The following is a 22,316-nucleotide window of genomic DNA, read 5'->3' on the forward strand; positions in this document are numbered from 1 at the left end:
GCCTGGCGTGACCAGGGAAATCATTACCATCGCGGCGCACGGCGACCGGCGCGGGGCTGGAGGTCGGCACGGAGATCAGCACGCCCGTTTTCACGCCCGCCTCCTGCCCGGGCACGAGCACGAGCATCCGACCGTCACCAGAACGCCTCCCATGGTGGCCAGGAAGGCCGCGAACGCCCCGGCGGCCAGCACGCCGGTGAGCGCGCCCCCAGAGGCCCAGGAGCCAGCCTGGAGGGCAGCAGCAGGACGATCTGCACCACGCACGTGTACGTGTCCCAGGAGCCCGTACAGCGGCGGCACGACACAGAGCACCGCCAGCATGGCCTGCGTCGCCACGATCGACCGCCTAGCCCGGTCAGCAGCGCCTGCCGCGACTACCGCCCCATGATCGCCGTCACGTCGGGCCCGGCCTCGACCGCGTCGGACCGCTCGCGGGCCCGGCCGGGCCGCCCGCGCGACACGATCATCCGCCGCCGCGCCGCCACCGGACCACTCTTCCGGGAGCCGTCACGAGATCACGCCCCTGTGCTGGCGTACCAGCTGCTCGCGCACCTGACGGCTGTGCCGCCTGCTGACCTGCAGCGTCTCGGTGCCGACGGTGAGCGTCACCCGTCCGCCCTCGAACCTGAGCTCGCTGACGTGCCGGCCGGAGACCAGCGTGCTGCGGTGGATGCGGATGAACCCGGCCTCCGACCAGCGCCGCTCCAGCGCGGCCAGGGACATGCGCACGAGGTAGCTCCCGTCCACGGTGTGCAGCCGCACGTAGTCGCCCTTGGCCTCGGCGTACCAGACGGCCTGCTGCGGCACGAACCGGGTGCGCCCGCCCAGCTCGACCGGGATCACCTCGTCCTGGCCCGGCTCGGGGGCCGGCAGGGAGGAGGCCTCCAGCCTGCGCACGGCCTCCGCCAGGCGCTCGGCCCTGACCGGCTTGAGCAGGTAGTCGACCGCCTCCAGCTCGAACGCCTGCACCGCGCACTCCTCGTGCGCGGTCACGAACACCAGCCTGGGCGGGCTGGGGAACCCGCCGACCAGCCTGGCCAGATCGAGCCCGTCGAGCCCCGGCATCCGGATGTCCAGGAAGATCCCGTCGAGCCGCTCGCCGCTGCCGATCATCTGCACCATGTCCTGCAGCGCCGCGACGCCGTCGGCGGCGGTCGCGACGTGTTCGATCCTGTCGTCCTGGCGCAACAGGTAGGCCAGCTCCTCCAGAGCGGGCACCTCGTCGTCGACGGCCAGAACTCTCAGCATGTCCTCCACGCTGCCGTATGAAAGCAGAGGCCACAAGCGACACGCCAACAGGGAGTAATGAATTGACTACAATGAGCTGAGTTGAGTTTTGGGCACCCGCAGCCTCACCTTCGTGCCCGCGCCCAGCGCCGTCTCCACGACGAGCCCGTAACCGTCGCCGTAGATCTGGCGCATCCGCAGGTCCACGTTCGCCAGGCCGATGCCACTGCCCTCGCGGGCCGGGTCCTCGTCCAGCATCCGCCGCGCGCACTCCGGGTCCATCCCGGCGCCGTCGTCCTCGACCGTGATGTGCGCCTCGGGGCCCGCGTCGCGCACCACGACCCGCACCTCGCCGCTGCCGCCGCGGCCGCGCATGCCGTGCTTGATGGCGTTCTCGACGAGCGGTTGCAGGCACAGGAACGGCACGGGCACCGGCAGCACCTCGGGCGCCACCTGCATGCTGAAGCGCAGCTTGTCGCCGAATCTGGCACGTTCCAGCAGCAGGTAGCGGTCGACGCAGGTCAGCTCGTCGGCCAGGGTCGTGAAGTCGTGCGCCCTGCGCAGCGCGTACCGGGAGAAGTCGGCGAAGTCGAGCAGGAGCTCGCGGGCGCGCTTGGGGTTCGTGCGGACGAACGAGGCGATCGTGGTGAGCGCGTTGTAGACGAAGTGCGGGGAGATCTGCGCCCGCAGCGCGCGCATCTCGGCCTCCAGGGCGCGCCGCCGCGAGGCGTCCAGGTCTGCCAGTTCGAGCTGGTCCGACACCCAGCGGGCGACCTCGGTGACGGTACGCACGAGCCCGGCGCTCACCTCGTCGTCGAAGGCCGCCAGCGTCCCCACGACCGTGCCGTCCACGGTCAGCGGCACCACGACGCCCCCCTGCGGCTCCCCCGCGAACACCTGCGCCCGGCCCGCCGCCAGCGTGGCGCGGGCGTAGGTGAGCACGTCGTCGGTGCACGGCCCCTCCCAGGCCAGCGCGGCCTCGGTCGAGGTGATCGCGACGGCCCGGGTGCCGAGCAGCGTGCGCAGGTGCCGCACGGCCTTGCGGGCGGAGTCGCGGTTGAGCCCGCCGCGCAGGGCGGGGGCGGCCATCGCGGCGATGTGCAGCGTGGTGAATGTCGCCTCGTCCGACCTGCGGCCCTCGGGCAGCGCGTGGCGGCGCGACCGAGCCCGGGCAAGCCCGTAGCCGGCGATGAAGGACAAGGAGGACAGCGCCACGCACGCGGTGGTCAGCATGCGGGCAACCGTAGCCAAAAACAGAGCGTGTCCGGGGGAAAACTCCGAGTGAAGTCTAAGGGGGTCCCTCGCCGGGTTCTTCCTGGTAGGAGTAGCGCTGCTCGCGCCAGGGGTCGGCGATGTTGTGGTAGCCGCGCTCCTCCCAGAAGCCTCGGCGATCTTCGAGGAGATATTCGATGCCGCGCACCCATTTGACGCTCTTCCACGCGTACAAATGGGGCACGACGATCCGCAGCGGGAAGCCCCGGTCGGGGCTGAGCGGCTTCTCGTCGAGCTCCATGGCGAACAGCGTGTCGGGGGCGGCGAAGTCGGACATGCGGAGGTTGGCGCTGTAGCCGTACTCGGCCCAGATCATCACGTGGCGCACCGCGGGGTCGGGCGGGGCGGCCTCCATGATCGTGGCGGGGGTGACGCCGCGCCACTCGTTGCCCATGAGGGAGAACTTGGTCACGCAGTGGAAGTCGGCGATGCGGGTCGTGCGGGGCAGCCGCTCGAACTCGCCCCAGGTGTAGCGGTGCTCCATGCCGGACGCGGTGGCGCCGAAGACCCGGAAGTCCCAGCTCTCCGGCTTGAACCGGGGAACCCTGCCGTAGTGGATCACGGGTCGGCCGCGCGGCACGTACTGGCCTGGAGGCAGGCGCGACTCCTCCACGATCACTCCCCTCACCGGACTCGCCGTCTTGAGCCATCCTGCCATCGGATCGTCCGCGCCTCGCGGGCGGGTGCGGCGCGGTACGCGAGCGGGCGGCCCGACCTGGCACTACCGCCGGCCCGCGCGGCCGGGGCCGTCACCTACTCATGAGTAACTTGAGTACGTGACCCCATGCGGCGGCCGGCCCCCCGGCGGCACGATGGCCGCATGACGAAGACCATCCAGCCCACGCAGACCACCGCGTTCTACGTCCAGGCGGTCCTGTCGTTCGCCGTCTCGCTGGCCTCCGTGGTGATCGCCCTGATCTACCTGCCCGTCGAGGGGTGGGGCAGGGCGTTCCTGGGGCTCGGCCTACTGTACGTCGTCACCTCGACGATCACGTTGTGCAAGGTCGTACGCGACCGTCAGGAGCAGTCGGAGGTCACCAACCGCGTGGACCAGGCCCGGCTGGACAAGCTGCTGGCCGAGCACGACCCGTTCAAGGGCAGCACCTGAGCCCTGCCTGGTGCGGACCGTCGCGCACGGGGGTCGCGACGATCCGCGGCTACAGCGTGTACTCCTGGATCGAGTCGGCGAGCTGCACGCACAGCTCCTCGGCGTCGAGCCGCTTCTCGATCTGCTTCAGGTCCTCGATCTTGGCCCGCGTCTCCGCCCGCTTGGGCGCCAGCAGCGTGCAGCAGTCCTCGTCGGGCAGCTCGGAGATCTCCAGGGTGCCGATGCGCCGCGCCTCGGCCATGATCTCGGTCTTGTCCCAGCCCACCAGGGGGCGCAGGATCGGCATGTCCACCGCGTTGTCCTGGGCGGTGATGTTGGCCAGGGTCTGGGAGGAGACCTGGCCGAGCGCGTCGCCGGTGATCAGCGCGGCGGCGCGGATGCGGTGGGCGACCTCCTCGGCCGTCTTGAGCATGAGCCGCCGCTGCGCGATCACCGCCAGGCGGTCCTGGCCCGAGGTGCGGATCGACTGCTGCGCCTTGCCGAACGGCACCACCCACAGCCGCGACCTGCCCTGGAACCTGTCGAGCTTCTTGACCAGCGCGTACGCCTTGTAGATCGACTCGGAGGTGGTGAACGGGATGCCGGAGAAGTGCAGGAAGTCGACGTGCAGGCCGCGCCGCATCATCCGGTACGCCGCCACGGGCGAGTCGATGCCGCCCGACATGAGCACCAGGGCCCGGCCGCTGCTGCCGACCGGCAGGCCGCCCTGACCGGGGATGCCGCCGGTGAAGATGAACACCTCGTCCCTGTCGACCTCGATGAACACCGTCAGCTCGGGGTTCTTCAGATCGACCGGGAGGCCGTACTCGTCGTTGATCGCGCCGCCCACGAGCCGGTCGAGCTCGTTGGAGCGCAGCGGGAAGCGCTTGTCACGGCGGCGGGAGCGGACCGCGAAGCGGGCGCCCCGCTTGGCCTCCTCGCTCTCGCCCACCAGCTCCAGACCGGCCTTCAGCACGATGTCGGGGTCTTTGGCGACCCGCCAGGCCCGGTGGATCCAGACCAGCCCCGGCACGTCGGCGACCCGCTGGGCCACGACGTCAGCCTGCTCGGCTGTGGCGCCCTGAGGCAGGAAGATCGCGATCACGCCATGCCGCTTGCGCACGTCGACCTTGAGGTCGAGCGACTGGAGCGCGTCGCGGATGTTGCTGATCAGGCGGCGTTCGAACAGCTCGCGGTTCTTGCCCTTGAGGACGATCTCGCCCAGCTTGAGCAGAACGCACGGCTCGCCCAGGGCGGACATCGTCATGGTAGAACCTCCGGGAAGACGGGGAATTGTGCGCGTCGATGCCAACGTCGCGCCCCATTGAGTTTAGTCCGCGTCGAGTCCCCGCTCGATCGCATATCGCACCAGCTCCACTCGGTTGTGCAGTTGGAGCTTGCCCAGTGTGTTCTGGACGTGGTTCTGGACTGTGCGGTGGGAGAGCAGGAGCACCAGCGACGCGGCGCAGTAGACCGCGATCGCGCGCCAGAACGGGCCCTCGATGGCCATGAGCCCCTCTCACGTTCCGACAGAAGGGTTGACAGATAGTGGCACTATCCATGCGAATGGGACATACCGGATGGCACAATCCGGGAACCCCTAATTGCAAGGAACCGATAGATGACCGCTGTGAATCATTTCACCTACGGCCTGCTGACCCCGCTGCTCGCCTACGTGATGTCGTGCATCGGGTCGATGCTCGGACTGCGGCTCACCGCACAGGCGCACGCCTCGCGCGGCGGTTCCCGGGTGCGCTGGCTGCTCGGCGCGGCCATCTCGATCGGCGGCACCGGCATCTGGGTCATGCACTTCATCGCCATGATGGGCTTCCAGGTGGAGGGCACCCAGATCAAGTACGACGTGTGGCTCACCGCGGCCTCCGCGCTGGTGGCCATCGTGGTCGTGGGCACCGGGCTGTTCCTCGTCTCGTACGGCGGCGGCCGGATCCTGGCGCTGCTCGGCGGCGGCCTGCTGACGGGTCTCGGCGTGGCCTCCATGCACTACCTGGGCATGTACGCGATGAACATGTCCGCCCACGTCGCCTACGACCGCCTCACCGTGGCCGCCTCCGTGGCCATCGCGGTGGTGGCCGCGACGGTGGCGCTGTGGTTCACGCTCCGGGTCAAGAAGCCGATCTGGATCACCCTCGCCGCCCTGGTCATGGGCGTGGCCGTGTCGGGTATGCACTACACCGGCATGTACGCGATGCGCGTCACGGTCGACTCCGAGCCCGGCATGGTCTCCGGCGCCGACGCGCTCGACTTCCTCGTGCCGCTCATGACCGTGATCAGCCTGATCACCCTGACCATGCTGCTCATGGTGATCCTCTCGCCGTCGGAGGAGGAGCTGCACGAGGACGCGGAGCTGGTGGCCAAGCTGGAGCTGCGCCGCCGCGCCGCCCAGCAGCAGCAACAACTCACCTACCCCGCGCCCGCCGCGCCGATGCCCCAGCCGCGCCGTCCCATGCAGGCTCGCAGAAGATAGTTGCGCGGGCGACGACTCCCTGTTCATACTCCCTTATCGGTGTGTAGGGGATGGGTGGGGGGCATGTCGCCGATTGACCATTTCTCGTTCGGGCTGTTAACGCCCGTTATCGCGTACATCATGTCCAGCGTGGGCTCCATGCTGGGCCTGCTGCTGACCTCGAGAGCCCGCCTGACCGGCGGGCGCGAGGGCAAGTACTGGCTGGTCGGGGCGGCCTTGGCGATCGGCGGGACCGGCATCTGGACTATGCACTTCATCGCCATGCTGGGCTTCTCGGTGGCCGGCTCGGCGATCCGCTATGACGTTCCGCTCACCGCCCTGTCCGCGCTCATCGCGGTCGTGGTCGTGGGGCTGGGGCTGTTCCTCGCCTCCCACGGCGGCCAACGATTAGGGTTCCTGCTCGGCGGCGGCATCCTGACCGGATGCGGCGTGGCGAGCATGCACTACCTCGGCATGGCCGCGATGAACATGTCCGGCCACATCTCCTACGACCCGGCGGTCGTCTCCCTCTCCGTCCTGATCGCGATCGCGGCGGCGACCGTGTCGCTCTGGTTCACGCTGCGGGTCCAGGGGGCGCTCAAGATCGGCGGTGCGGCGCTGGTCATGGGCGTGGCGGTCTCGGGGATGCACTACACGGGGATGTACTCGATGTCGGTGACCACGCACCCGGAGATGGTGCCCGTTTCCGGCGCCAGGGCCATCGACCTCCTCCTGCCGCTGATCGTCGGCATCAGCGTGATCACCGTGGGCCTGCTGCTCGCCGTCATCCTGTCGCCCTCGGAGAAGGAACTGCGCAGCGAGGCGGAGTACAAGGCGCGGCTGCACGGAAACGACGAGGGCGCGCCGGAAGTGGATCTCTTCGGCACGCCCCGCGGTTGAGCTATCTCCTAGGTACGGCTTGCGACGCGTGGTGGGCCGCCGACTCTCCGCGGCGCAAGCCGTACCCCGAAGGGGGTTGTAGCGGTAACCCCGCTGGTTCAGAAGGTACGGCCGCGCGCTTGCAAGCCGCTTTCAGCTAACCGAAGAACACCTCCGCCTCGGCGTAACGCGAGACGGGCACGGTCTTCAGCTCGGCCGTGGCCTCGTCGAGCCCGACGCGGACGATGTCGGTGCCGCGCAGCGCCACCATCTTGCCGAAGTCGCCCTCGTGGGCCGCGTCGATGGCCTGCAGCCCGAACCTGGTGGCCAGCACCCGGTCGTACGCCGTCGGAGTGCCGCCGCGCTGGATGTGCCCGAGCACCGTGGTGCGGGCCTCCTTGCCGGTGCGCTTCTCGATCTCCTTGGCCAGCACCTCGCCGATGCCGCCCAGCCTGACGTGGCCGAACGCGTCGAGCTCGCCCGTCTGCAGCTCTATCTGGCCCTCGATCGGGTGGGCGCCCTCGGCGACCACGATGATCGGCGAGTAGCGGGTGCGGAAGCGGGACTCGACGTATTCGCAGACCCGGTCGATGTCGAACGGCCGCTCCGGGATGAGGATGACGTTCGCCCCGCCCGCCATGCCCGCGTGCAGCGCGATCCAGCCCGCGTGGCGGCCCATGACCTCGCAGATGAGCGCCCTGTGGTGGGACTCGGCCGTGGTGTGGAGGCGGTCGATGGCCTCCACCGCGATGTTGACGGCGGTGTCGAAGCCGAAGGTGTAGTCGGTGCCCGACAGGTCGTTGTCGATGGTCTTGGGCACGCCCACCACATTGACGTGGCGGTCGTACAGCTGCTTGGCGACGCCCAGCGTGTCTTCGCCGCCGATGGCGATCAAGGCTTCGACACTGGTGGCGGCGAGGTTCTCCTTGATCCGGTCAACCCCGCCCTCGATCTTTATCGGGTTGGTGCGGGAGGAGCCGAGTATGGTGCCGCCGCGTGGCAGGATGCCCCGCACGGCCTGGATGTCGAGCGGCATCGTGTCGCCTTCCAGCGGGCCGCGCCAGCCGTCACGGAAGCCGACGAACTCATGACCGTAGACGCTCACCCCCTTACGCACCACAGCCCTGATCACGGCGTTGAGACCGGGGCAGTCGCCGCCCCCGGTGAGCACTCCAATACGCATGGCGGGTTCCTCCCGATGGGGGTCACCTTGATGTCAGACTCGCATTGTGCCCGCCGTCACGGGCAGTGGTCTAGACCAAACGCACAGCTCCGCGACATAAACATCGATTGCGAGGAGATTTCGTGAGTGTGTTGGCCATCGACGCCGGGACAACGGGGGTGACTGCGCTCGTTGTCACCGATAACGGGCAAATCGAGTCCATGGGCTACGAGGAGTTCAGGCAACATTTTCCCTCGCCAGGCTGGGTCGAACACAATCCCGAGGACATCTGGCAGGCCACGCTCTCCGCGTGCAGCGTAGCACTGAGCCGCGCCTCCGGCTCGCCGTCCTGCGTCGGGCTCACCAACCAGCGCGAGACCGCAGTCCTGTGGGACCGGCGTACGCTGGCCGCCCCGTGCCGGGCCATCGTCTGGCAGGACCGGCGCACCGCCGAGATGTGCGGGCGGCTGCGCGAGGCGGGCCACGAGCCGCGCGTGTCGGAGCTGACCGGGCTGCGGCTCGACCCGTACTTCACGGCCAGCAAGCTCGCCTGGCTGGCCGAGCACGAGGAGGGCGTGTGGGAGGGCGTCGAGACCGGCAACGTCGCCGTCGGGACGGTGGACTCCTACCTCATCGCCAGGCTCACGGCGGGCGCGCGGCACGTGACCGACCCGTCCAACGCCTCACGCACGCTCCTGTACGGCCTGGAGTCCGGCAGCTGGGAGCCCGAGCTGTGCGAGCTGTTCGGGGTGCCCGAACACGCCCTGCCCGAGATCGTGCCCAACTACGGACCGCTCGGCCACACCGAGCCGTCGGCCTTCCTCGGACTGGAGCTGCCGATCAGCGGGGTGGCCGGCGACCAGCAGGCGGCGCTGTTCGGGCAGACGTGCTTCGACGTGGGTGACGTCAAGTGCACCTACGGCACGGGGTCGTTCGTGCTGGCCAACCTCGGCGGGGAGATCGTCAGATCCGAAGCGGGGCTGCTGACCACCGTGGCCTGGCAGACGCCGTCGGGCGAGCGCACGTTCGCGCTGGAGGGGTCGATCTTCGTGACCGGGGCCGCCGTGCAGTGGCTGCGCGACGGTCTGGGGCTGATCGGCACGGCGCCGGAGTCGGAGGCCCTGGCGCGCATGGTGCCCGACAGCGGTGGCGTGGTGTTCGTGCCGGCCCTGACGGGGCTGGGGGCGCCGCACTGGGATCCCCAGGCGCGCGGGCTGATCACCGGCATCACCCGCGGCACCACACGGGCCCACCTGGTCAGGGCCACGCTGGAGGCGATCGCGTTCGAGGTGCGGGACGTGGTGGAGGCGATGACCGGGGGTCCGGTGCCGGTGCTCAAGGCCGACGGCGGGGCCAGCACGAACGACCTGCTCATGCAGCTCCAGGCCGACCAGCTCGGCACGGCGGTGGAGCGGCCGGTCATCCAGGAGACCACGGCGCTCGGCGCGGCGTTCCTGGCCGGGCTGGGCGCCGGGGTGTGGGGGTCGCGGTCCGACCTGCGCAAGACGTGGCAGCTCGAGCGGCGCTTCGTACCCGGCGCCCGGGACGACGCCGCCTACGAGCGGTGGCGCGCGGCCGTCCAACTGGCATCCCATCACCCGTCAACCACGGGTTGACGATCCTCGAGCGTCAACCCATGGTTGACGCTGGGCCTGCTGAGCGAGCCCGAAGGGCTGGCGACCAAGGCCATGGTGACGCTCGGGGCCTCGCCCGACGCGGTCAGGGACGCCGTCACGGCCGCGCTCGGGCCGGGCGAGGGCACATCGCCCGAATCCGTCCCGTTCGCGGCGGAGAGCAAGAAGGTGCTGGAGCTGACGCTGCGCGAGGCGCTGCGGCTCGGGCACAACTTCGTGGGCACCGAGCACCTGCTGCTGGGCGTGCTGTCCCTCGAGGAAGGGCCGGTGGTGCGGGCGCCTGCCGGGCCCTCGGCGAAGCGGGCCAGGAGGTTGGTCGTGGCGCGGCGGGTGAAGGCGGCGGCGCGGTCGGGCACGCCGTGGCCGCACCGCCGCCCCCTCATCGCGCACACCCACCGCATGGTTCCCGAGGCGAACACCCCGGCTCCGCCGCGCGCCACGTAGTAGGTGCTGTGGGAGACGGTCGCCCGCCCGCCGCAGGAGAGCGGCGACTCCGCCAGCACCTTGACGTTCCCTGGGGATCCCCGCGACACCTTGTCGGCCTCCACGCCGACCATTCCGGGAAAGCTCCTGCCCTTGGCGCCGGCGAAGATCCAGTGGCCCGGCCGGGTCACCCGGTAGACGCCCTCGGCGGGGAAGCAGTCGTACATCTGCCCCACCAGCGCGCTCTCCGGCTCCGAGTCCCGCCACAACCGGCAGAGCCGCTCCTTGTCGCAGGCGATCGTCCTGCCGTGCATCGCGATCCGCCAGTAGACGGCGTTGGCGCCGAGGAAGGCCAGGTTCGTGCCGCCGTCCCTGGCCCTGGTGACGACGCCGCGCATGCCGGGGGACCAGTACTCGTCGTGGCCCAGCGACACCACCGCGCGGGCGCCGTCGAGCACGCCCGGCTCGAGGTCGAGGTTCGTCAGGTACGCCAGAGGCACTCGGCTCTGCTCGGCCACGGCCAGCGCGTCCTTCTCGAAGTCCAGGAAGAGCCGGGCGCCGTCGTGGTCGTACGGGCGGTCGAAGGTGACGGCGCGGGAGCGGCCGTCGAACCCGCCGGGGCCCTGGTAGAGGCTACGGCCGCCCCACAGGTTGTACGCCTGCCAGGTCGTGACCGCGTTCACGATCACCACGCGCCCGGCGGTGGAGGCCGAGCGCACGGTGATCGGCACGTGGCGCTGGGCCCCGGTGGAGGCGTCGAGCCTGATCAGGTACGCGCCTTCCGGCCAGCCCGTGGTGTCCACGCTGAGCGAGGGGCGCCAGTGCGCGGCGCTCACCATGCCGGTGACCGGGCCGCCCACGACCTTCATGGGCTCCTGACGCTCCCCCTCGACCTCGGGCGACTCCCAGACCTTGGCCGGGTTCGCGCCCATGCGGAAGGCGCTGGCCGAAAAGCGCGGCGCGGTCGTGGAGACGCGCAGGTGGAAGCGCTCCCCCGGCAGGACGCTCACCTGGTCGGCGTAGCCCTCGATCTCGTGCTCCGCGCCGCGCCTGGTGATGCGCCACGACTCCTGCACGTCCGTGGTGGTGGGCAGGGTGGGCAGGGTGGGCGCCGTGGGCGGCCGCGGGGTGACCGGCACGGGAGGCGGGACCGGGGGCACGCTGGCGCACCCGGCCACCATCAGCAGCAGGACGAGGACCTTTCGCACGGGCCCATGGTCGTGACCGGCCGCCCCGGCGGGCCGCCACTTGGCCAACTCCTTACATGATCAGCACGCAGGCCGGGCGCTCGGCCTCGTACGCCTGGCCGGACGGCTGGGGCACGCCGTCCTTCAGGTCGAAGCGGGTGACGGTGTCCGACTGCTGGTTGGCCACGTACATGGTGGTCCCGTCGATGGCGAAGTGCCTGGGCCAGTCGCCGCCCGACGGCACCTCGGCCACCGGCGACAGGTCCTCGGCGCGCAGCACGGAGATCGTGTCGGGGCCGCGGTTGGCGACGTACACGAGGTCGCCCTCGATCTGGAGGTGGGACGGAGCGTTCTCGCCCTCCTGCCGGGAGGCGGGGACGACGGTGCGGCGTTCGCCGTCGATGAGGGTGACGGTCGCGTTCAGCTCGCCCGCCACGTACAGGCGGGATCCGATGAAAGCGAAGTGGCGCGGGCCCGTGCCCGGGTGGAGCGGGATCGGCTCCAGGACGGTGCCGTCGTAGCGGTAGCGGCGGATCTCGTCGGTGCCGAGGTCGGAGACGTGCAGGATCCCGTCGTGGAAAACTGCCTGGTGGGCGTGCGGCCCCTCCTGGCGGTCCTTGTCCGGGCCGGAGCCCTTGTGCCGCAGCACGATCGGATCGCCCTCGAACGCGCCCCGGGAGTCGAGGCGGTAGATGACGGCCGTCCCGTCACCGTAGTTGGCCGCCGCGAGCACGCTGCCCGTGGGGTCCACGGCGACGTGGCAGGGGCTGTCGCCCTCGCTCGGCCGCTCGTCCAGCGGGCTCAGGCTCTCCCCGGCCTGGAAGGCGGTCAGCCAGCCGCGCTGGAGCTCGCCTGCCGCGTACAGCACCGGCAAGGTGGGATGGGCGGCCAGGAACGACGGCGACGCCACTCTGGTGAGCCTGCCGCCGAGCGTGAAGATGCCTGGGCCATATCCGCCTACATAGACCTGCTTCACAGCTGGGATCCTTCCAGGGTTGACTATGGCAATGAGTTCGTTGACAGAGGCAAGGGTTTCTGAGATCAGGGCCTTCAACCGGTTCTATACGAAAGTGATCGGCGTGCTGCAGGCAAGCATGCTCGACTCGCCGTATTCGCTGACCGAGGTGAGGGTGCTGTTCGAGCTGGCGCACGCCGCGCCGACGGAGACCGGGGAGCTGCGCGCCCTGCTCGGCCTGGACGCGGGCTACCTCAGCAGGATCCTGACCCGCCTGGACGGCGACGGGCTGGTCGCGCGCGAGCGCTCCGCGTCGGACGCGCGCAAGCAGCTCGTACGGCTCACTCCCGCGGGCATGGAGACGTTCCGCTCGCTCGACGGGCGCTCGGCCGAGGAGATCGAGCGGCTGCTTGCCGCGCTGCCCGATGAGGGCCAGGAGCGGCTGGTCACCAGCATGGCCACGATCAGGCGGCTGCTGGGCTCCGGCAACAGGCGGGAAGCCTTGGTGATCAGGCCTCCGCGCACCGGCGACCTCGGCTGGGTCGCCTTCCGGCACGGCGAGCTCTACGCCCGCGAGTACGGCTGGGGCACCGAATTCGAGCAGCTCGTCGCCAGGATCGTCGGCGACCTGGACTTCTCGCGCGACGCGGGGTGGATCGCCGAGGTGGACGGGGAACGGGCCGGGTGCGTGTTCTGCGTGCACCAGGACGAGACGACGGCCAAGCTCCGGATGCTGCTGGTGGAGCCGTCCGCCCGGGGGCACGGGATCGGGCGGAGGCTCGTGGCGGAGTGCGTGCGGCACGCGAAGGCCGAGGGGTACAAGCGGATGACGCTGTGGACCCGCGACAGCCTGGTGAGCGCGCGGCACATCTACCAGGCGGCCGGGTTCGAGCTGGAGTCGGAGGAGAAGGGGACGGAGAACGGGGTCGAGGTCACCGAGCAGGTGTGGTCGCGCGACCTCCAGGCCACCAGTTGAGCGGGCCCGCCAGGCGCATCAGGCTCGGCACGAGCACCGCCCTGATCACGGTCGCGTCCACCAGCACGGCCACCGCCATGCCGACACCGAGCATCTGCACGAACGTCACCTGCGCCGTGGCGTACGCGGCGAACGTGAGCGCCAGGATGCCGCCGGCGGCCGTGATCAGCGGCGCGCCCCTCTGCAGGCCGGTGGCCACGGCCTGCTCGGTGTCGCCTGTCCTGTCGTACTCCTCCTTGATGCGGGAGAGCAGGAACACCTCGTAGTCCATCGACAGCCCGTACGCGACGCAGAGCATCAGGATCGGGATGCTGGGATCGAGCGTGCCCGTCGGGGTGAAGCCGAGCAGACCGGAGAGGTTGCCGTCCTGGAAGACCCAGACGATGGCCCCGAACATGACGCCCAGGCTCAGGGCGTTCAGCAGCGACGCCTTGATCGGGATGACCATGCTTCTGGTCATCGCGAAGAGGACCAGGAACGTGACGCCGAGCATGAGCGCCAGCACCAGGGGGAGCCGGTCGACGACCGAGGCCCGGTAGTCGGCCAGCTCGGCCGGGTAGCCGCCGATGAGGACCGCGAAGGGCGGTTCGACGGCGCGTACGGCCGCCACCAGCCGGACGGGGTCGCCGGCCAGCGCCTCGCCGGAGGGGACCACGGAGAGCCAGGCGCCCTGCCCCTGGAACCTTCGCGGGTCGCCGTCGCCTGTCCGCCGGCCGTCCGCGAACGAGCCGGCGGCGGAGTCGACCTGGGCGACCCCGGACAGGCGGGACAACGTCACGGCATACTGCGAAATATCCCCCGCCGTCCGATCTTTCGAGATGATCTGGATGGCGTCGGTCTCCTCCGCCGGGAAGGCCTGACGGATCACCTCCTGGGTCTGCCGGGACGACGCCTCCAGAGGCAGGATGCGGTCGTCCGCCACACCGAAGCGCAGCCCCAGGAACGGCGAGGCGAGCAGGAGCAGCACCGCCGTGGCCAGCCCGCCGAACACCAGCGGCCGGCGCATCACCCTGGTGGCCAGCGCATGCCAGAACCCGGACTCGCGCTCGGGCCGGATCCGCCTGGGCAGCATCGTGCCGCCGATCGAGGCGAGCACCGCGGGCAGCACGATCACCGCCGCGAACAGGCCGCCGACCACGACGGCGATGCCCGCGTACGCGAAGGACCGCAGGAAGTCGAACGGCAGCGCGAACAGCACGGCCAGAGACGTGGCCACGGTGAGCCCGCTGAACAGCACGGTCCGCCCCGCGTGTTCGACGGCCCCCGCGATCGCGCCGGCCCGGTCGGCGCCGCGCCGCGTCTCCTCGCGGAAGCGCTGGATCACGAACAGGCAGTAGTCGATGCCGAGCCCGAGCCCCATGGCCAGGGTCAGGTTGAGGGCGAACGTGGAAATCTCGGCAAATATCAGGACTCCGCGCAGGAGCGCCAGCCCGATCACCATGGCGAGCACTCCGGCCAGGATCGGCACCAGCGCCGCCATGGCACGCCGCTGGTAGAGCCAGAGCAGCACGAACGCCAGCGGGAAGATGACCAGCTCGGCCCGTACGAAGTCCTGCCTGGCCAGCGGCACGGCCTCCCTGAAGACCTCCTCCCCTCCCCCGGCCCGCACCTGGAGCAGGCCGGTGCCCTTGGTGATCTCGGGCACGAGCCTGGGCAGCACCTGTGCGCGCACCTGGCCGGCGTCCCCTGGGATGCGCACCATGATCAGCGCGTGTTTGCCGTCCTCGCTGCGCAGGGTGGCGGGCTTGCCCCTGGTCCAGTACGAGGCGGACTCGGCGACCCCCTCCTGCCCGGCGACCCGGGCGGTCAGCTCCCTGCCCTCGGCCTCAGCGGCGGGATCATCCACGGTGCCGGACCTGACGGTCACCAGGAAGATCATGTCGGGGCTGCCGGTGCCGAAGCGCTCGACCAGCTCGGCCTGCGCCCGGTCGGACTCGCTCCCCGGCGCCTCGAACCTGGCCAGCGACAGCCGCGGCACCGCCCCCGCCGCCAGCGCCGCGGCCACGATGAGCACGACGGCGGACAGCGCCAGCACGATCCTGCGGCGCCGTACGAGGAGGAATCCCAGCCTGCGCAGCGGCGGCCCGCCCGTCTCCTCCCGAGCCGGCCGGATCTGCGTGTTCACCGTCATGTCCGTCTCCCCCCGAGAAAACTCGGTAAACTACTCGTGTTTTCGTCGTCGGATCAGAAATACAAGTAAATGCTCGTATTTGTCAACGAGGAGACCCATGCCTGAACGCACGGTCCGCCGGCAGGCGCGTGGCCTGAAGCGCATGGCGGAGATCCTCGACGCCGCCGAGTCGGTGGTCGCCGAGGTGGGATATCCGGACATGACGACGAACCACGTCGCCACGCGGGCGGGGATGTCGCCTGGTTCGCTGTACCAGTTCTTCCGCAACAAGGAGGAGATCCTGGACGGGCTGGTGGCGCGCTACACCGTCGACCGGCAGGAGTTCTGGGCGGCCCGGCTGGCCGCCGTCACCCCGGAGGTGCCGCTGGAGGTGCTGGTGGGGCAGCTCGTGGACGAGAGCGTCAGGTTCAAGAGCGCGTCACCGGCGTACTGGTCGCTGCTGTACGGGTCGGCGACGGGCGATCAGCTGGCCGCGGCCTCGCAGCGTCTGCACGCCGACATCGCCCGGCAGGTCGCGGCCATGCTGCGCCGCCGCTCCCCCGATCTGCCGGAGGAACGCGCGGCGCTCATGGGGACGATGGCGGTGGCCATGGTGAAGGCGGTGATGCCGCTGGTCACCTCCGCGCCGCCCGAGCGCGGCGCGGAGCTGGTGGACGAGCTGAAACTGGCGCTGGTGCGTTACCTGGCCTGATCAACCACAGCCGGCCCGATCGACCACCGCTGGCCTGATCCACCACCGCTGGCCGGATCAACTGCGGAACGGCCCCGCCACCTCGAACGTGTGGCCCTCGGTGCGCCCGCGCCTGGCCGAGAAGTAGAGCCGCTCGCCGCCCGGCGAGAAGGCCAGCCCGGTCAGCTCCGCCCCCGGGTGGCCCTCCAGCCTGAGGAACGGCGTGACCGCGCGGTCGGGGGCGATGACGTCGATCTCCGTCGTCTCCCTGGCCACGTAGAGGTCGCCCGAGGGGGCGGCGGTGATGGCGCGCACGCCCTCGCACAGCCGGTCGAGCGTGGAGGTCTGCGCATCATAGGCCCACAGGCCCGTGTCGCCCTTGGTGGTGAAGTAGCACACCCCGCCCGCGTAGTGGCAGCCGTCGCCGCCGTCGAAGTGGCGGGCGTCCTCGACCTGGTGGCGGGCCGCCGCGCGCAGGGCCGCCGGCGAGGGCACCGTCTGCCAGCGGCCGCCGGCGCACAGCACCTCGAGCGTGCCCTCCGTCAGGTCGCCCCAGTCGCCGGGCCTGAACCGGTAGAAGCAGCCGTCGGGCTCGTCCTCGGTCATGTAGATCACGTGCCGCTCCGGGTCGCAGGCGGCGGCCTCGTGCCTGAAGCGGCCCATCGCGAGGCGGGGGCGCGCGGCGCGCGCGCCGTAGGGGTCGCACTCGAAGACGCGGCCGCGGTCGCCGAGCTCGCACGACAGCCAGGTGTGCCACGGCGTGGCGCCGCCCGCGCAGTTGAGGTCGGTGCCCGACAGGATGCGGTAGGCGTCGCCGATGGTGCCGTCGGGGCGGAAGCGCAGCGCCGAGGCCCCGCCGAGCAGCGGGAGCTCGGAGTTGGACACGTAGATCCAGCCGGCGCCGTCGGGGAAGCAGGCGCCGCCGTCGGGCGCGGCGTGCCAGGTCAGCCCGGCGACCTTGTGGCCGGAACGGGCCACCACCCTGCCGGTGAAGCCCGAGGGCAGCGCGAGGCCGTCGGCGCCCGGCAGGCCGAGCGGACCGTACGGGCTGGTGCCGCCCCGCCAGAGCGGCCCCGTGCGGAGGAGAGTCTTGTGGGACATCGTGGGCCTCCCTCTAGGTGCCACGCTAGTCGACCGCACCGACATGAATGGCAGGGACTCGCGACATCAAACTCTGCGCAAACCCCGGACTCCCTCCGCGCGATCACGCGGCCAACACCCGTACACGAACCGGCGACCCGCGCCCGTCCCGCCCTTTCGACAGGACCGCGGTCCGGCGGGACCGCCGCTTCACGTGCCGCTCGCGGCATGCCGAAGCCCGGGCTCCCCGATCGGGCTCCCGGGCTTTCGGCAGATCGGTCAGGCCGTCCGGTCAGGCCATGGCCTGGAACATCCAGTGCTGCTTGTCGATGTCCTGCGCCACCGAGATGAGCAGGTCCTGAGTGACCGGGTCGGGCTCTTCGGTGGCCCGGACGCGCTCGTGCATGCGCTTGCTGACGCCGCTCAGCAGGTCGGTGATCGTCGCCACCACCTTGCCGTCCTCCAGCCAGCCGGACTCCGGCTGCTGGAGCTTCGTGGCCCTGGCGACCGTGGCCGAACGGCCGTCCGGGTTGGCGCCGATCGCGACGGCGCGTTCGGCGATGGTGTCCATGTGCCTTCTGGCCAGTTCGGTGAGCTCGTCGAGCTGGAGATGGATCGAGCGGAAGTGAGGGCCGATGAGGTTCCAGTGTTCTTGCTTGGCGACCAGCGAGAGGTCGATGAGATCGACCAGGGCGCCCTGCAGAGCCTCCGCGACGGTGTTCTTGGCCTCGCCCGAAAGTGGGCCGGTAATCGCGGCCATGTCGTGTTCCTCCCCGTAGGTCGGACTTTTCCCTATTTAGAACGACAACGACGTGGCGGCAGGCATTCCGGCTTGTTGTTGACAGTGTAATAATGACAGTGTCATCGTGGAGGTATGAGCGACACCTGGACCATCGGCGAGCTGGCCGAACGCGCGGCCCGCGCCCTGCGCGGCGGGGGGTCGCCGGTCAACGGCCGGGTCCGTGACGTGCCCGGAGAGCGGCTGATCAGGTGGTACACGACGATCGGCCTGGTGGATCCGCCGTTGACCAGGCGCGGCAGGATCGCCCAGTACGGCAGGAGGCACCTGCTGCAGCTCGTGGCCGTCAAGCGCCTGCAGGCGGCCGGCCACTCGATCGCCCAGATCCAAGCGGCTCTGGCCGGCGCCACGGATCGCATGCTGGAGGCCACCGCCGGCCTGGCGCCTACCTCCGGGGCGGACGCCACACCGAGGCTCGGCGCCGCTCCCCACCTGGAGAGCGCCCCCGGCCTGGAGGGCTCATCGGGGCTGAACGACGTGGCGGGGCCGGGACGCACAGCGCGGCCGGACGACGCAACGTCACCGGACGCGGCGGCTCGGCCGGACACGACATCCCGGCCGGACGGGGCGACTCGACCGGACGGGGCGGATCGGCTGGAGGACGCGTTGCTCAGCGAGCCGCCGCTGAGGCACGGGCCCACGCCCACCGGCCGCGCGAGACTGGCGACAGATACCACGTACGACGGCCCAGGACGCGGTGCCGATGCCACACACGATGACCCGGGATGCGATACCCGAGCCACGCACGACGGCCCGGGACGCGCGACCCGGGCCACACACGACGGCGCGGGACCGGCTGCCGGTGCCCGAGTGGACGATGCGGGTGCCGCTACCGGCATAGGTGCCGAGCGGGACGGTGTCACGACCGAGCGCAGTGCAGCCGAGCGCGGCGTGATGCGTTCCGATGACGACGCGGCACAGGCCAGGACCGGCACCACGCACACCCGAGACGGCGTCGCGCGCGCCGACGGGGAGAGCGCGCGCGAGCGGTTCTGGGCTGATCGGCCGGGGAAGGCCGCCACACGGGCGGCAGGGACGGCCGGTCAGGGGGCGACCCATGACGAGCCGGGCGTGCCCCGGACGGTTGCCCCGATGGTCACAGGGGTCAGGCTGGCGGACGGGGTGCGGCTCGTGCTGGACGCGGGCCGGGTCCCGTCCGAGGAGGACGTTCAGGCGGTGCTGGCGGCGGCGGCGCCGCTGATCGCGGTGCTCAAAGAGAGGGAACTCACGTCAACTATCACCGACTGAAGCCGGTGGTTTGCTCTCACGGTCCCGTCTGGCTGAAGGGAGGCCGGTAGCGTGTGGCTGGTTGACAGCAGCCCAGCCCGCGACGCCGCGTTGGGCGATGTTGCGGGCTGCGATGTGGTCGGCGTGCCCAGCGAGGCCGCACCGGGTGCAGGCGAAGTGGCCCCGTGCCGGCCGGTTCGCCCTGCTGGTCCATCCGCATTCCGGGCAGGCCTGGCTGGTGTAGGCGGGATCGACGCGGCCGGTGGGGGTCCACAGGGACACGATGCGGGCATCTCGGTTCCAGCTCATCAGGCGCGCGTTGTAGGGGATGGCGCCGTGCGGGCGGAAGATGTGGGCGCGTTTCTTGGTGGCGCGGCGGTTGGCGTAGGCGCCGGCGACCCGGGCGATGGCGCGCACGGCTGCTTGGGCGGCCAGTCCGCCGAAATGGGCGCGCGCTTGGTGGTAGGCGAGCCGGTGCAGGTCCAGGATGGGGAAGACGCGCTGCTGCCAGGCCAGGTGGGAGATGTAGGTGGCTGCCTGGTTGCACACCTGCACCGCGGTGGCCAGGGCGGGGGTGGGGGCGAGCCGCAGTTGCACGACCGAGGGCAGGCCGTGCCGTTTGGCGGCCGAGCGGCGGATCGCCATCGCGCACCTCCTGTCACTGGAGCATCACCCACCGCAAGATTACTGGCTGTTACCGAGCTTTTCCATACTGTTTTCGAAAGGAGGGGTGGCGCTTCCTCCCGGCCCTGAAGGACCGGGTCTCCGCGCCACAATCCAGATGAAGATCACTTCGCTGGAGCCCGCACGGTGCCTGCCGGTGCCGGACGCCGGGTTCGGCGCGCTGCGGACGGAACGCGGCAACCTGCCGCTCGAGAGTGTGGACGTGGCCGCCGACATCTCCGGGCTCATCGCCGGGGTCGAGGTCACGCAGGGGTTCAGGAACCCGTTCGACGTCACGCTCGAGGCCACGTACGTCTTCCCGCTGCCCGACAGGGCGGCCGTCACCGGGTTCAGGATGGAGGCCGACGACCGGGTGGTCGAGGGCGTGCTGAAGGAGCGCGGCCAGGCCAGGGCCGACTACGACCAGGCGCTGCGCGAGGGCAGGCGGGCGGCGATCGCCGAGGAGGACCGGCCCGACGTGTTCACGATCAGGGTGGGCAACATCCTGCCCGGCGAGCGCGTCTCGGTCAGGCTGACCATGAGCCAGCCGCTGCCGTACGAGGACGGGGCGGCCACGTTCCGCTTCCCGCTGGTCGTGGCCCCGCGCTACATCCCGGGCAGCCCCATAGACGGCCCGCCCGCGGGCGACGGCGCCGCGCCCGACACCGACGCGGTGCCCGACGCGTCCAGGATCAGCCCGCCCGTCCTGCTGCCCGGCTTCCCATACCCCGTGCGCCTGTCGCTGCGCGCGAGCGTGGACGCGGCCGGGCTGGAGCTGCGTGAGATGGCCTCCAGCCTGCACGTGGTCGAGGAGGAGGGCAATACGGTACGCCTGCGTCCGGGCGAGCGGCTCGACCGCGACTTCATCCTGCGGATGTCGTTCGAGGCGTCCACGTCGCTGCAGCTCGACGGCCGGGACGGCGCCGGCACGTTCGCGCTCACGGTCGTGCCGCCGCCGCTCCAGTCCACGCGCACGCCGCGCGACCTGGTGCTGGTGCTCGACCGTTCGGGCAGCATGGGCGGCTGGAAGATGGTCACCGCGCGCAGGGCCGCGGCCCGCATCGTCGACACGCTGACGGAGCAGGACAGGTTCGCGGTGCTGACGTTCGACTCCGTGGTGGAGGAGGCGTTCGAGGGGCTGGTGGAGGCGTCCGACCGCAACCGCTACCGCGCCGTCGAGCACCTCGCCCGCGTGGACGCCCGCGGCGGCACCGAGCTGCTGGAGCCGCTGCGCCGGGCCATCGCACTCCTGGGCGCCAGGAACGAGCGCGAACGCGTCGTCGTGCTGGTCACCGACGGCCAGGTGGGCAACGAGGACCAGATCCTGGAGCAGGTCGGCGGCGCGCTGTCGGCCATGCGCGTGCACACGGTCGGCATCGACCGCGCCGTGAACGCCGGCTTCCTCGGCCGCCTGGCCGGGCTCGGCGCGGGCCGGTGCGAGCTGGTCGAGTCGGAGGACCGGCTGGACGCCGCCATGGAGCAGATCCACCGCAGGATCGGCGCTCCCCTGGTGACCGACCTCTCGCTCAAGGGCCTCGACGTCGAGCCGGACACGGTCACCCACCTCGGGTCGATCTTCCCCGGCGTGCCGCTGCGCGTGTACGGGCGCTACCGTGCGGGCTCCTCGCTGACCGTACGCGGGATGGCCGCGGACGGGCCGTGGGAGGAGCAGGTCGCGGGCGTGACGGTGGACAATCCGGCCATCCGCGCCGTCTGGGCCCGCGCGCACCTGCGCGAGCTCGAGGACCGGTACGCCATGGGCGAGCACGACCTGGAGCCGCGGATCGTGCGAACCTCGCTCGAGTACGGCGTGCTGTGCCGCTTCACCGCGTACGTGGCGATCGACACCAGGCAGGTCGCCGAGGGCGGTCCGGAACACCGCGTCATCCAGCCGGTCGAGCCGCCGAGCGGGTGGGAGCTGCCGCAGGCCCCGCCGATGATGGGCTTCGCGGCGCAGGCGGCGGTGATGGCCGCTCCGCCGATGGGAGTCCAGCGGATGCGGCTCCCCGAGCCGGGCCTCGGCCTGCCCGACATGGATCAGGGGTTGATCGCCGGCGGCCCGCCGGGAGCCTCAGAGGGGTTCGGCGGGCCCCGGATGCCCGCGCGGCCGCCGGCGCCCGCCCCGCCCGGTGGCGGCGCGCGCGGGTGGGGTGGTGCCATGCCGAAGCCCGGCCCGCGCCCGGCGCACCGGCTGGAGTCGGTCAGGCCGCAGCTGGTGGCGGAGCTCGAGCGGCTGAAGGCGCTGCCCGTGCCCGACCTGCTGTACCTGGCGGACCTGGGCTCGCGGCTGGCCGCGCTGGCGGCGTACCTCGGGGGGAACGAGCAGCTGGAGGCGCTGGCCCGCGAGCTCGAGGCCGCCGAACGGCCGGGCGCCGACGCCCAGGCCCTGCACGAGCGCGCCGTGGAGGTCCTCACGACCCTCGTGGGCGACGACCACGGGCCGGGTCGCCGCGGCTCCTTCTGGAAGCGCGCCTAGGCAC

The 22,316-nt window shown here is 71.1% G+C and carries 20 protein-coding genes and 2 pseudogenes; 9 read left to right on the forward strand and 13 right to left on the reverse strand.

The window, feature by feature from the left end:
* Nucleotides 1–90: 90 nt before the first annotated feature.
* From ABN273_RS08340 to ABN273_RS08355, 4 genes are all read right to left on the reverse strand, one after another.
* Nucleotides 91–336 (reverse strand): hypothetical protein, encoded by a 246-nt coding sequence (locus ABN273_RS08340; RefSeq protein ID WP_349448063.1) that lies wholly within the window; start codon nucleotides 334–336, stop codon nucleotides 91–93.
* Between the two features lie 171 nt (nucleotides 337–507).
* Nucleotides 508–1,248 (reverse strand): LytR/AlgR family response regulator transcription factor, encoded by a 741-nt coding sequence (locus tag ABN273_RS08345; RefSeq protein ID WP_349448064.1) that lies wholly within the window; start codon nucleotides 1,246–1,248, stop codon nucleotides 508–510.
* 66 nt (nucleotides 1,249–1,314) lie between these two features.
* Nucleotides 1,315–2,460, reverse strand: a complete 1,146-nt coding sequence (locus tag ABN273_RS08350) for a sensor histidine kinase (protein WP_349448065.1) — start codon at nucleotides 2,458–2,460, stop codon at nucleotides 1,315–1,317.
* A gap of 55 nt (nucleotides 2,461–2,515) precedes the next feature.
* On the reverse strand, nucleotides 2,516–3,112 hold the full coding sequence (locus ABN273_RS08355; RefSeq protein ID WP_349448066.1) for a sulfite oxidase-like oxidoreductase: 597 nt from the start codon (nucleotides 3,110–3,112) through the stop codon (nucleotides 2,516–2,518).
* A gap of 207 nt (nucleotides 3,113–3,319) precedes the next feature.
* Between ABN273_RS08355 and ABN273_RS08360 the strand changes: the two genes are divergently transcribed.
* Nucleotides 3,320–3,607 (forward strand): YiaA/YiaB family inner membrane protein, encoded by a 288-nt coding sequence (locus ABN273_RS08360; protein WP_349448067.1) that lies wholly within the window; start codon nucleotides 3,320–3,322, stop codon nucleotides 3,605–3,607.
* A 49-nt stretch (nucleotides 3,608–3,656) separates the two neighbouring features.
* On the opposite strand, the gene thiI is transcribed toward ABN273_RS08360, so the two are convergent.
* Nucleotides 3,657–4,853 (reverse strand): tRNA uracil 4-sulfurtransferase ThiI, encoded by a 1,197-nt coding sequence (gene thiI, locus ABN273_RS08365; RefSeq protein WP_349448068.1) that lies wholly within the window; start codon nucleotides 4,851–4,853, stop codon nucleotides 3,657–3,659.
* 63 nt (nucleotides 4,854–4,916) lie between these two features.
* Nucleotides 4,917–5,036 (reverse strand): annotated as a pseudogene (locus ABN273_RS08370) (LuxR C-terminal-related transcriptional regulator); the annotation flags it as partial.
* Between the two features lie 171 nt (nucleotides 5,037–5,207).
* Here ABN273_RS08370 and ABN273_RS08375 point away from each other — a divergent pair.
* Together ABN273_RS08375 and ABN273_RS08380 are read left to right on the forward strand one after the other, a co-directional pair.
* Nucleotides 5,208–6,071, forward strand: coding sequence for an MHYT domain-containing protein (locus ABN273_RS08375; RefSeq protein ID WP_349448069.1), 864 nt, complete (start codon nucleotides 5,208–5,210; stop codon nucleotides 6,069–6,071).
* A gap of 63 nt (nucleotides 6,072–6,134) precedes the next feature.
* Nucleotides 6,135–6,950, forward strand: coding sequence for an MHYT domain-containing protein (locus tag ABN273_RS08380; RefSeq protein WP_349448070.1), 816 nt, complete (start codon nucleotides 6,135–6,137; stop codon nucleotides 6,948–6,950).
* Nucleotides 6,951–7,086: 136 nt separating this feature from the next.
* On the opposite strand, the gene ABN273_RS08385 is transcribed toward ABN273_RS08380, so the two are convergent.
* Nucleotides 7,087–8,112 carry a 6-phosphofructokinase gene (locus tag ABN273_RS08385; protein ID WP_349448071.1) on the reverse strand — a complete coding sequence of 342 codons (1,026 nt, stop codon included), beginning with the start codon at nucleotides 8,110–8,112 and terminating at the stop codon, nucleotides 7,087–7,089.
* Between the two features lie 122 nt (nucleotides 8,113–8,234).
* Here ABN273_RS08385 and glpK point away from each other — a divergent pair, with 122 nt between their 5' ends.
* Together glpK and ABN273_RS59425 are read left to right on the forward strand one after the other, a co-directional pair.
* Nucleotides 8,235–9,707 carry a glycerol kinase GlpK gene (gene glpK, locus ABN273_RS08390; RefSeq protein WP_349448072.1) on the forward strand — a complete coding sequence of 491 codons (1,473 nt, stop codon included), beginning with the start codon at nucleotides 8,235–8,237 and terminating at the stop codon, nucleotides 9,705–9,707.
* A gap of 72 nt (nucleotides 9,708–9,779) precedes the next feature.
* Entirely contained in the window at nucleotides 9,780–10,169 is a 390-nt protein-coding gene (locus ABN273_RS59425; protein WP_502910984.1) for a Clp protease N-terminal domain-containing protein, read from the forward strand.
* Here ABN273_RS59425 and ABN273_RS08395 read toward each other — a convergent pair.
* Nucleotides 10,115–11,329: pseudogene (locus tag ABN273_RS08395) on the reverse strand (N,N-dimethylformamidase beta subunit family domain-containing protein); the annotation flags it as partial. The gene ABN273_RS59425 and the pseudogene ABN273_RS08395 overlap by 55 nt on opposite strands.
* A 79-nt stretch (nucleotides 11,330–11,408) precedes the next feature.
* Nucleotides 11,409–12,311, reverse strand: coding sequence for a lactonase family protein (locus ABN273_RS08400; protein ID WP_349448074.1), 903 nt, complete (start codon nucleotides 12,309–12,311; stop codon nucleotides 11,409–11,411).
* A 31-nt stretch (nucleotides 12,312–12,342) separates the two neighbouring features.
* On the opposite strand from ABN273_RS08400, the gene ABN273_RS08405 reads away from it, so the two are divergent.
* A complete protein-coding gene (locus ABN273_RS08405) occupies nucleotides 12,343–13,266 on the forward strand; it encodes a bifunctional helix-turn-helix transcriptional regulator/GNAT family N-acetyltransferase (RefSeq protein ID WP_349448075.1) in 924 nt (307 codons plus the stop codon).
* Here the strand turns inward: ABN273_RS08405 and ABN273_RS08410 are convergent.
* Nucleotides 13,223–15,397, reverse strand: coding sequence for an MMPL family transporter (locus ABN273_RS08410; RefSeq protein ID WP_349448076.1), 2,175 nt, complete (start codon nucleotides 15,395–15,397; stop codon nucleotides 13,223–13,225). The genes ABN273_RS08405 and ABN273_RS08410 overlap by 44 nt on opposite strands.
* Before the next feature lie 97 nt (nucleotides 15,398–15,494).
* Here ABN273_RS08410 and ABN273_RS08415 point away from each other — a divergent pair, with 97 nt between their 5' ends.
* On the forward strand, nucleotides 15,495–16,088 hold the full coding sequence (locus ABN273_RS08415) for a TetR/AcrR family transcriptional regulator (RefSeq protein WP_349448077.1): 594 nt from the start codon (nucleotides 15,495–15,497) through the stop codon (nucleotides 16,086–16,088).
* 57 nt (nucleotides 16,089–16,145) lie between these two features.
* Here the strand turns inward: ABN273_RS08415 and ABN273_RS08420 are convergent, their stop codons facing one another.
* On the reverse strand, nucleotides 16,146–17,168 hold the full coding sequence (locus ABN273_RS08420; protein WP_349448078.1) for an alkaline phosphatase PhoX: 1,023 nt from the start codon (nucleotides 17,166–17,168) through the stop codon (nucleotides 16,146–16,148).
* Between the two features lie 271 nt (nucleotides 17,169–17,439).
* A complete protein-coding gene (locus ABN273_RS08425) occupies nucleotides 17,440–17,907 on the reverse strand; it encodes a Dps family protein (RefSeq protein ID WP_349448079.1) in 468 nt (155 codons plus the stop codon).
* Between the two features lie 114 nt (nucleotides 17,908–18,021).
* Here ABN273_RS08425 and ABN273_RS08430 point away from each other — a divergent pair, with 114 nt between their 5' ends.
* Complete coding sequence (locus ABN273_RS08430) at nucleotides 18,022–19,194, forward strand: MerR family transcriptional regulator (RefSeq protein WP_349448080.1); 1,173 nt, start codon at nucleotides 18,022–18,024, stop codon at nucleotides 19,192–19,194.
* Here ABN273_RS08430 and ABN273_RS08435 read toward each other — a convergent pair.
* Nucleotides 19,177–19,818 carry a zinc ribbon domain-containing protein gene (locus ABN273_RS08435; RefSeq protein ID WP_349448081.1) on the reverse strand — a complete coding sequence of 214 codons (642 nt, stop codon included), beginning with the start codon at nucleotides 19,816–19,818 and terminating at the stop codon, nucleotides 19,177–19,179. The genes ABN273_RS08430 and ABN273_RS08435 overlap by 18 nt on opposite strands.
* A gap of 136 nt (nucleotides 19,819–19,954) precedes the next feature.
* On the opposite strand from ABN273_RS08435, the gene ABN273_RS08440 reads away from it, so the two are divergent.
* On the forward strand, nucleotides 19,955–22,312 hold the full coding sequence (locus ABN273_RS08440) for a VIT domain-containing protein (RefSeq protein WP_349448082.1): 2,358 nt from the start codon (nucleotides 19,955–19,957) through the stop codon (nucleotides 22,310–22,312).
* Nucleotides 22,313–22,316 lie beyond the last annotated feature (4 nt).

This window comes from Nonomuraea sp. B19D2 (genome assembly GCF_040137845.1).
GTDB lineage: Bacteria > Actinomycetota > Actinomycetes > Streptosporangiales > Streptosporangiaceae > Nonomuraea.

Coding starts and splice junctions, on each gene's coding strand:
- ABN273_RS08345 (WP_349448064.1), bottom strand. CDS start 1,248: ATGCTGAGAGTTCTGGCCGTCGACGACGAGGTGCCCGCTCTGGAGGAG.
- ABN273_RS08350 (WP_349448065.1), bottom strand. CDS start 2,460: ATGCTGACCACCGCGTGCGTGGCGCTGTCCTCCTTGTCCTTCATCGCC.
- ABN273_RS08360 (WP_349448067.1), top strand. CDS start 3,320: ATGACGAAGACCATCCAGCCCACGCAGACCACCGCGTTCTACGTCCAG.
- thiI (WP_349448068.1), bottom strand. CDS start 4,853: ATGACGATGTCCGCCCTGGGCGAGCCGTGCGTTCTGCTCAAGCTGGGC.
- ABN273_RS08375 (WP_349448069.1), top strand. CDS start 5,208: ATGACCGCTGTGAATCATTTCACCTACGGCCTGCTGACCCCGCTGCTC.
- ABN273_RS08380 (WP_349448070.1), top strand. CDS start 6,135: ATGTCGCCGATTGACCATTTCTCGTTCGGGCTGTTAACGCCCGTTATC.
- ABN273_RS08385 (WP_349448071.1), bottom strand. CDS start 8,112: ATGCGTATTGGAGTGCTCACCGGGGGCGGCGACTGCCCCGGTCTCAAC.
- ABN273_RS59425 (WP_502910984.1), top strand. CDS start 9,780: ATGGTGACGCTCGGGGCCTCGCCCGACGCGGTCAGGGACGCCGTCACG.
- ABN273_RS08405 (WP_349448075.1), top strand. CDS start 12,343: ATGAGTTCGTTGACAGAGGCAAGGGTTTCTGAGATCAGGGCCTTCAAC.
- ABN273_RS08410 (WP_349448076.1), bottom strand. CDS start 15,397: ATGACGGTGAACACGCAGATCCGGCCGGCTCGGGAGGAGACGGGCGGG.
- ABN273_RS08415 (WP_349448077.1), top strand. CDS start 15,495: ATGCCTGAACGCACGGTCCGCCGGCAGGCGCGTGGCCTGAAGCGCATG.
- ABN273_RS08420 (WP_349448078.1), bottom strand. CDS start 17,168: ATGTCCCACAAGACTCTCCTCCGCACGGGGCCGCTCTGGCGGGGCGGC.
- ABN273_RS08425 (WP_349448079.1), bottom strand. CDS start 17,907: ATGGCCGCGATTACCGGCCCACTTTCGGGCGAGGCCAAGAACACCGTC.
- ABN273_RS08430 (WP_349448080.1), top strand. CDS start 18,022: ATGAGCGACACCTGGACCATCGGCGAGCTGGCCGAACGCGCGGCCCGC.
- ABN273_RS08435 (WP_349448081.1), bottom strand. CDS start 19,818: ATGGCGATCCGCCGCTCGGCCGCCAAACGGCACGGCCTGCCCTCGGTC.
- ABN273_RS08440 (WP_349448082.1), top strand. CDS start 19,955: ATGAAGATCACTTCGCTGGAGCCCGCACGGTGCCTGCCGGTGCCGGAC.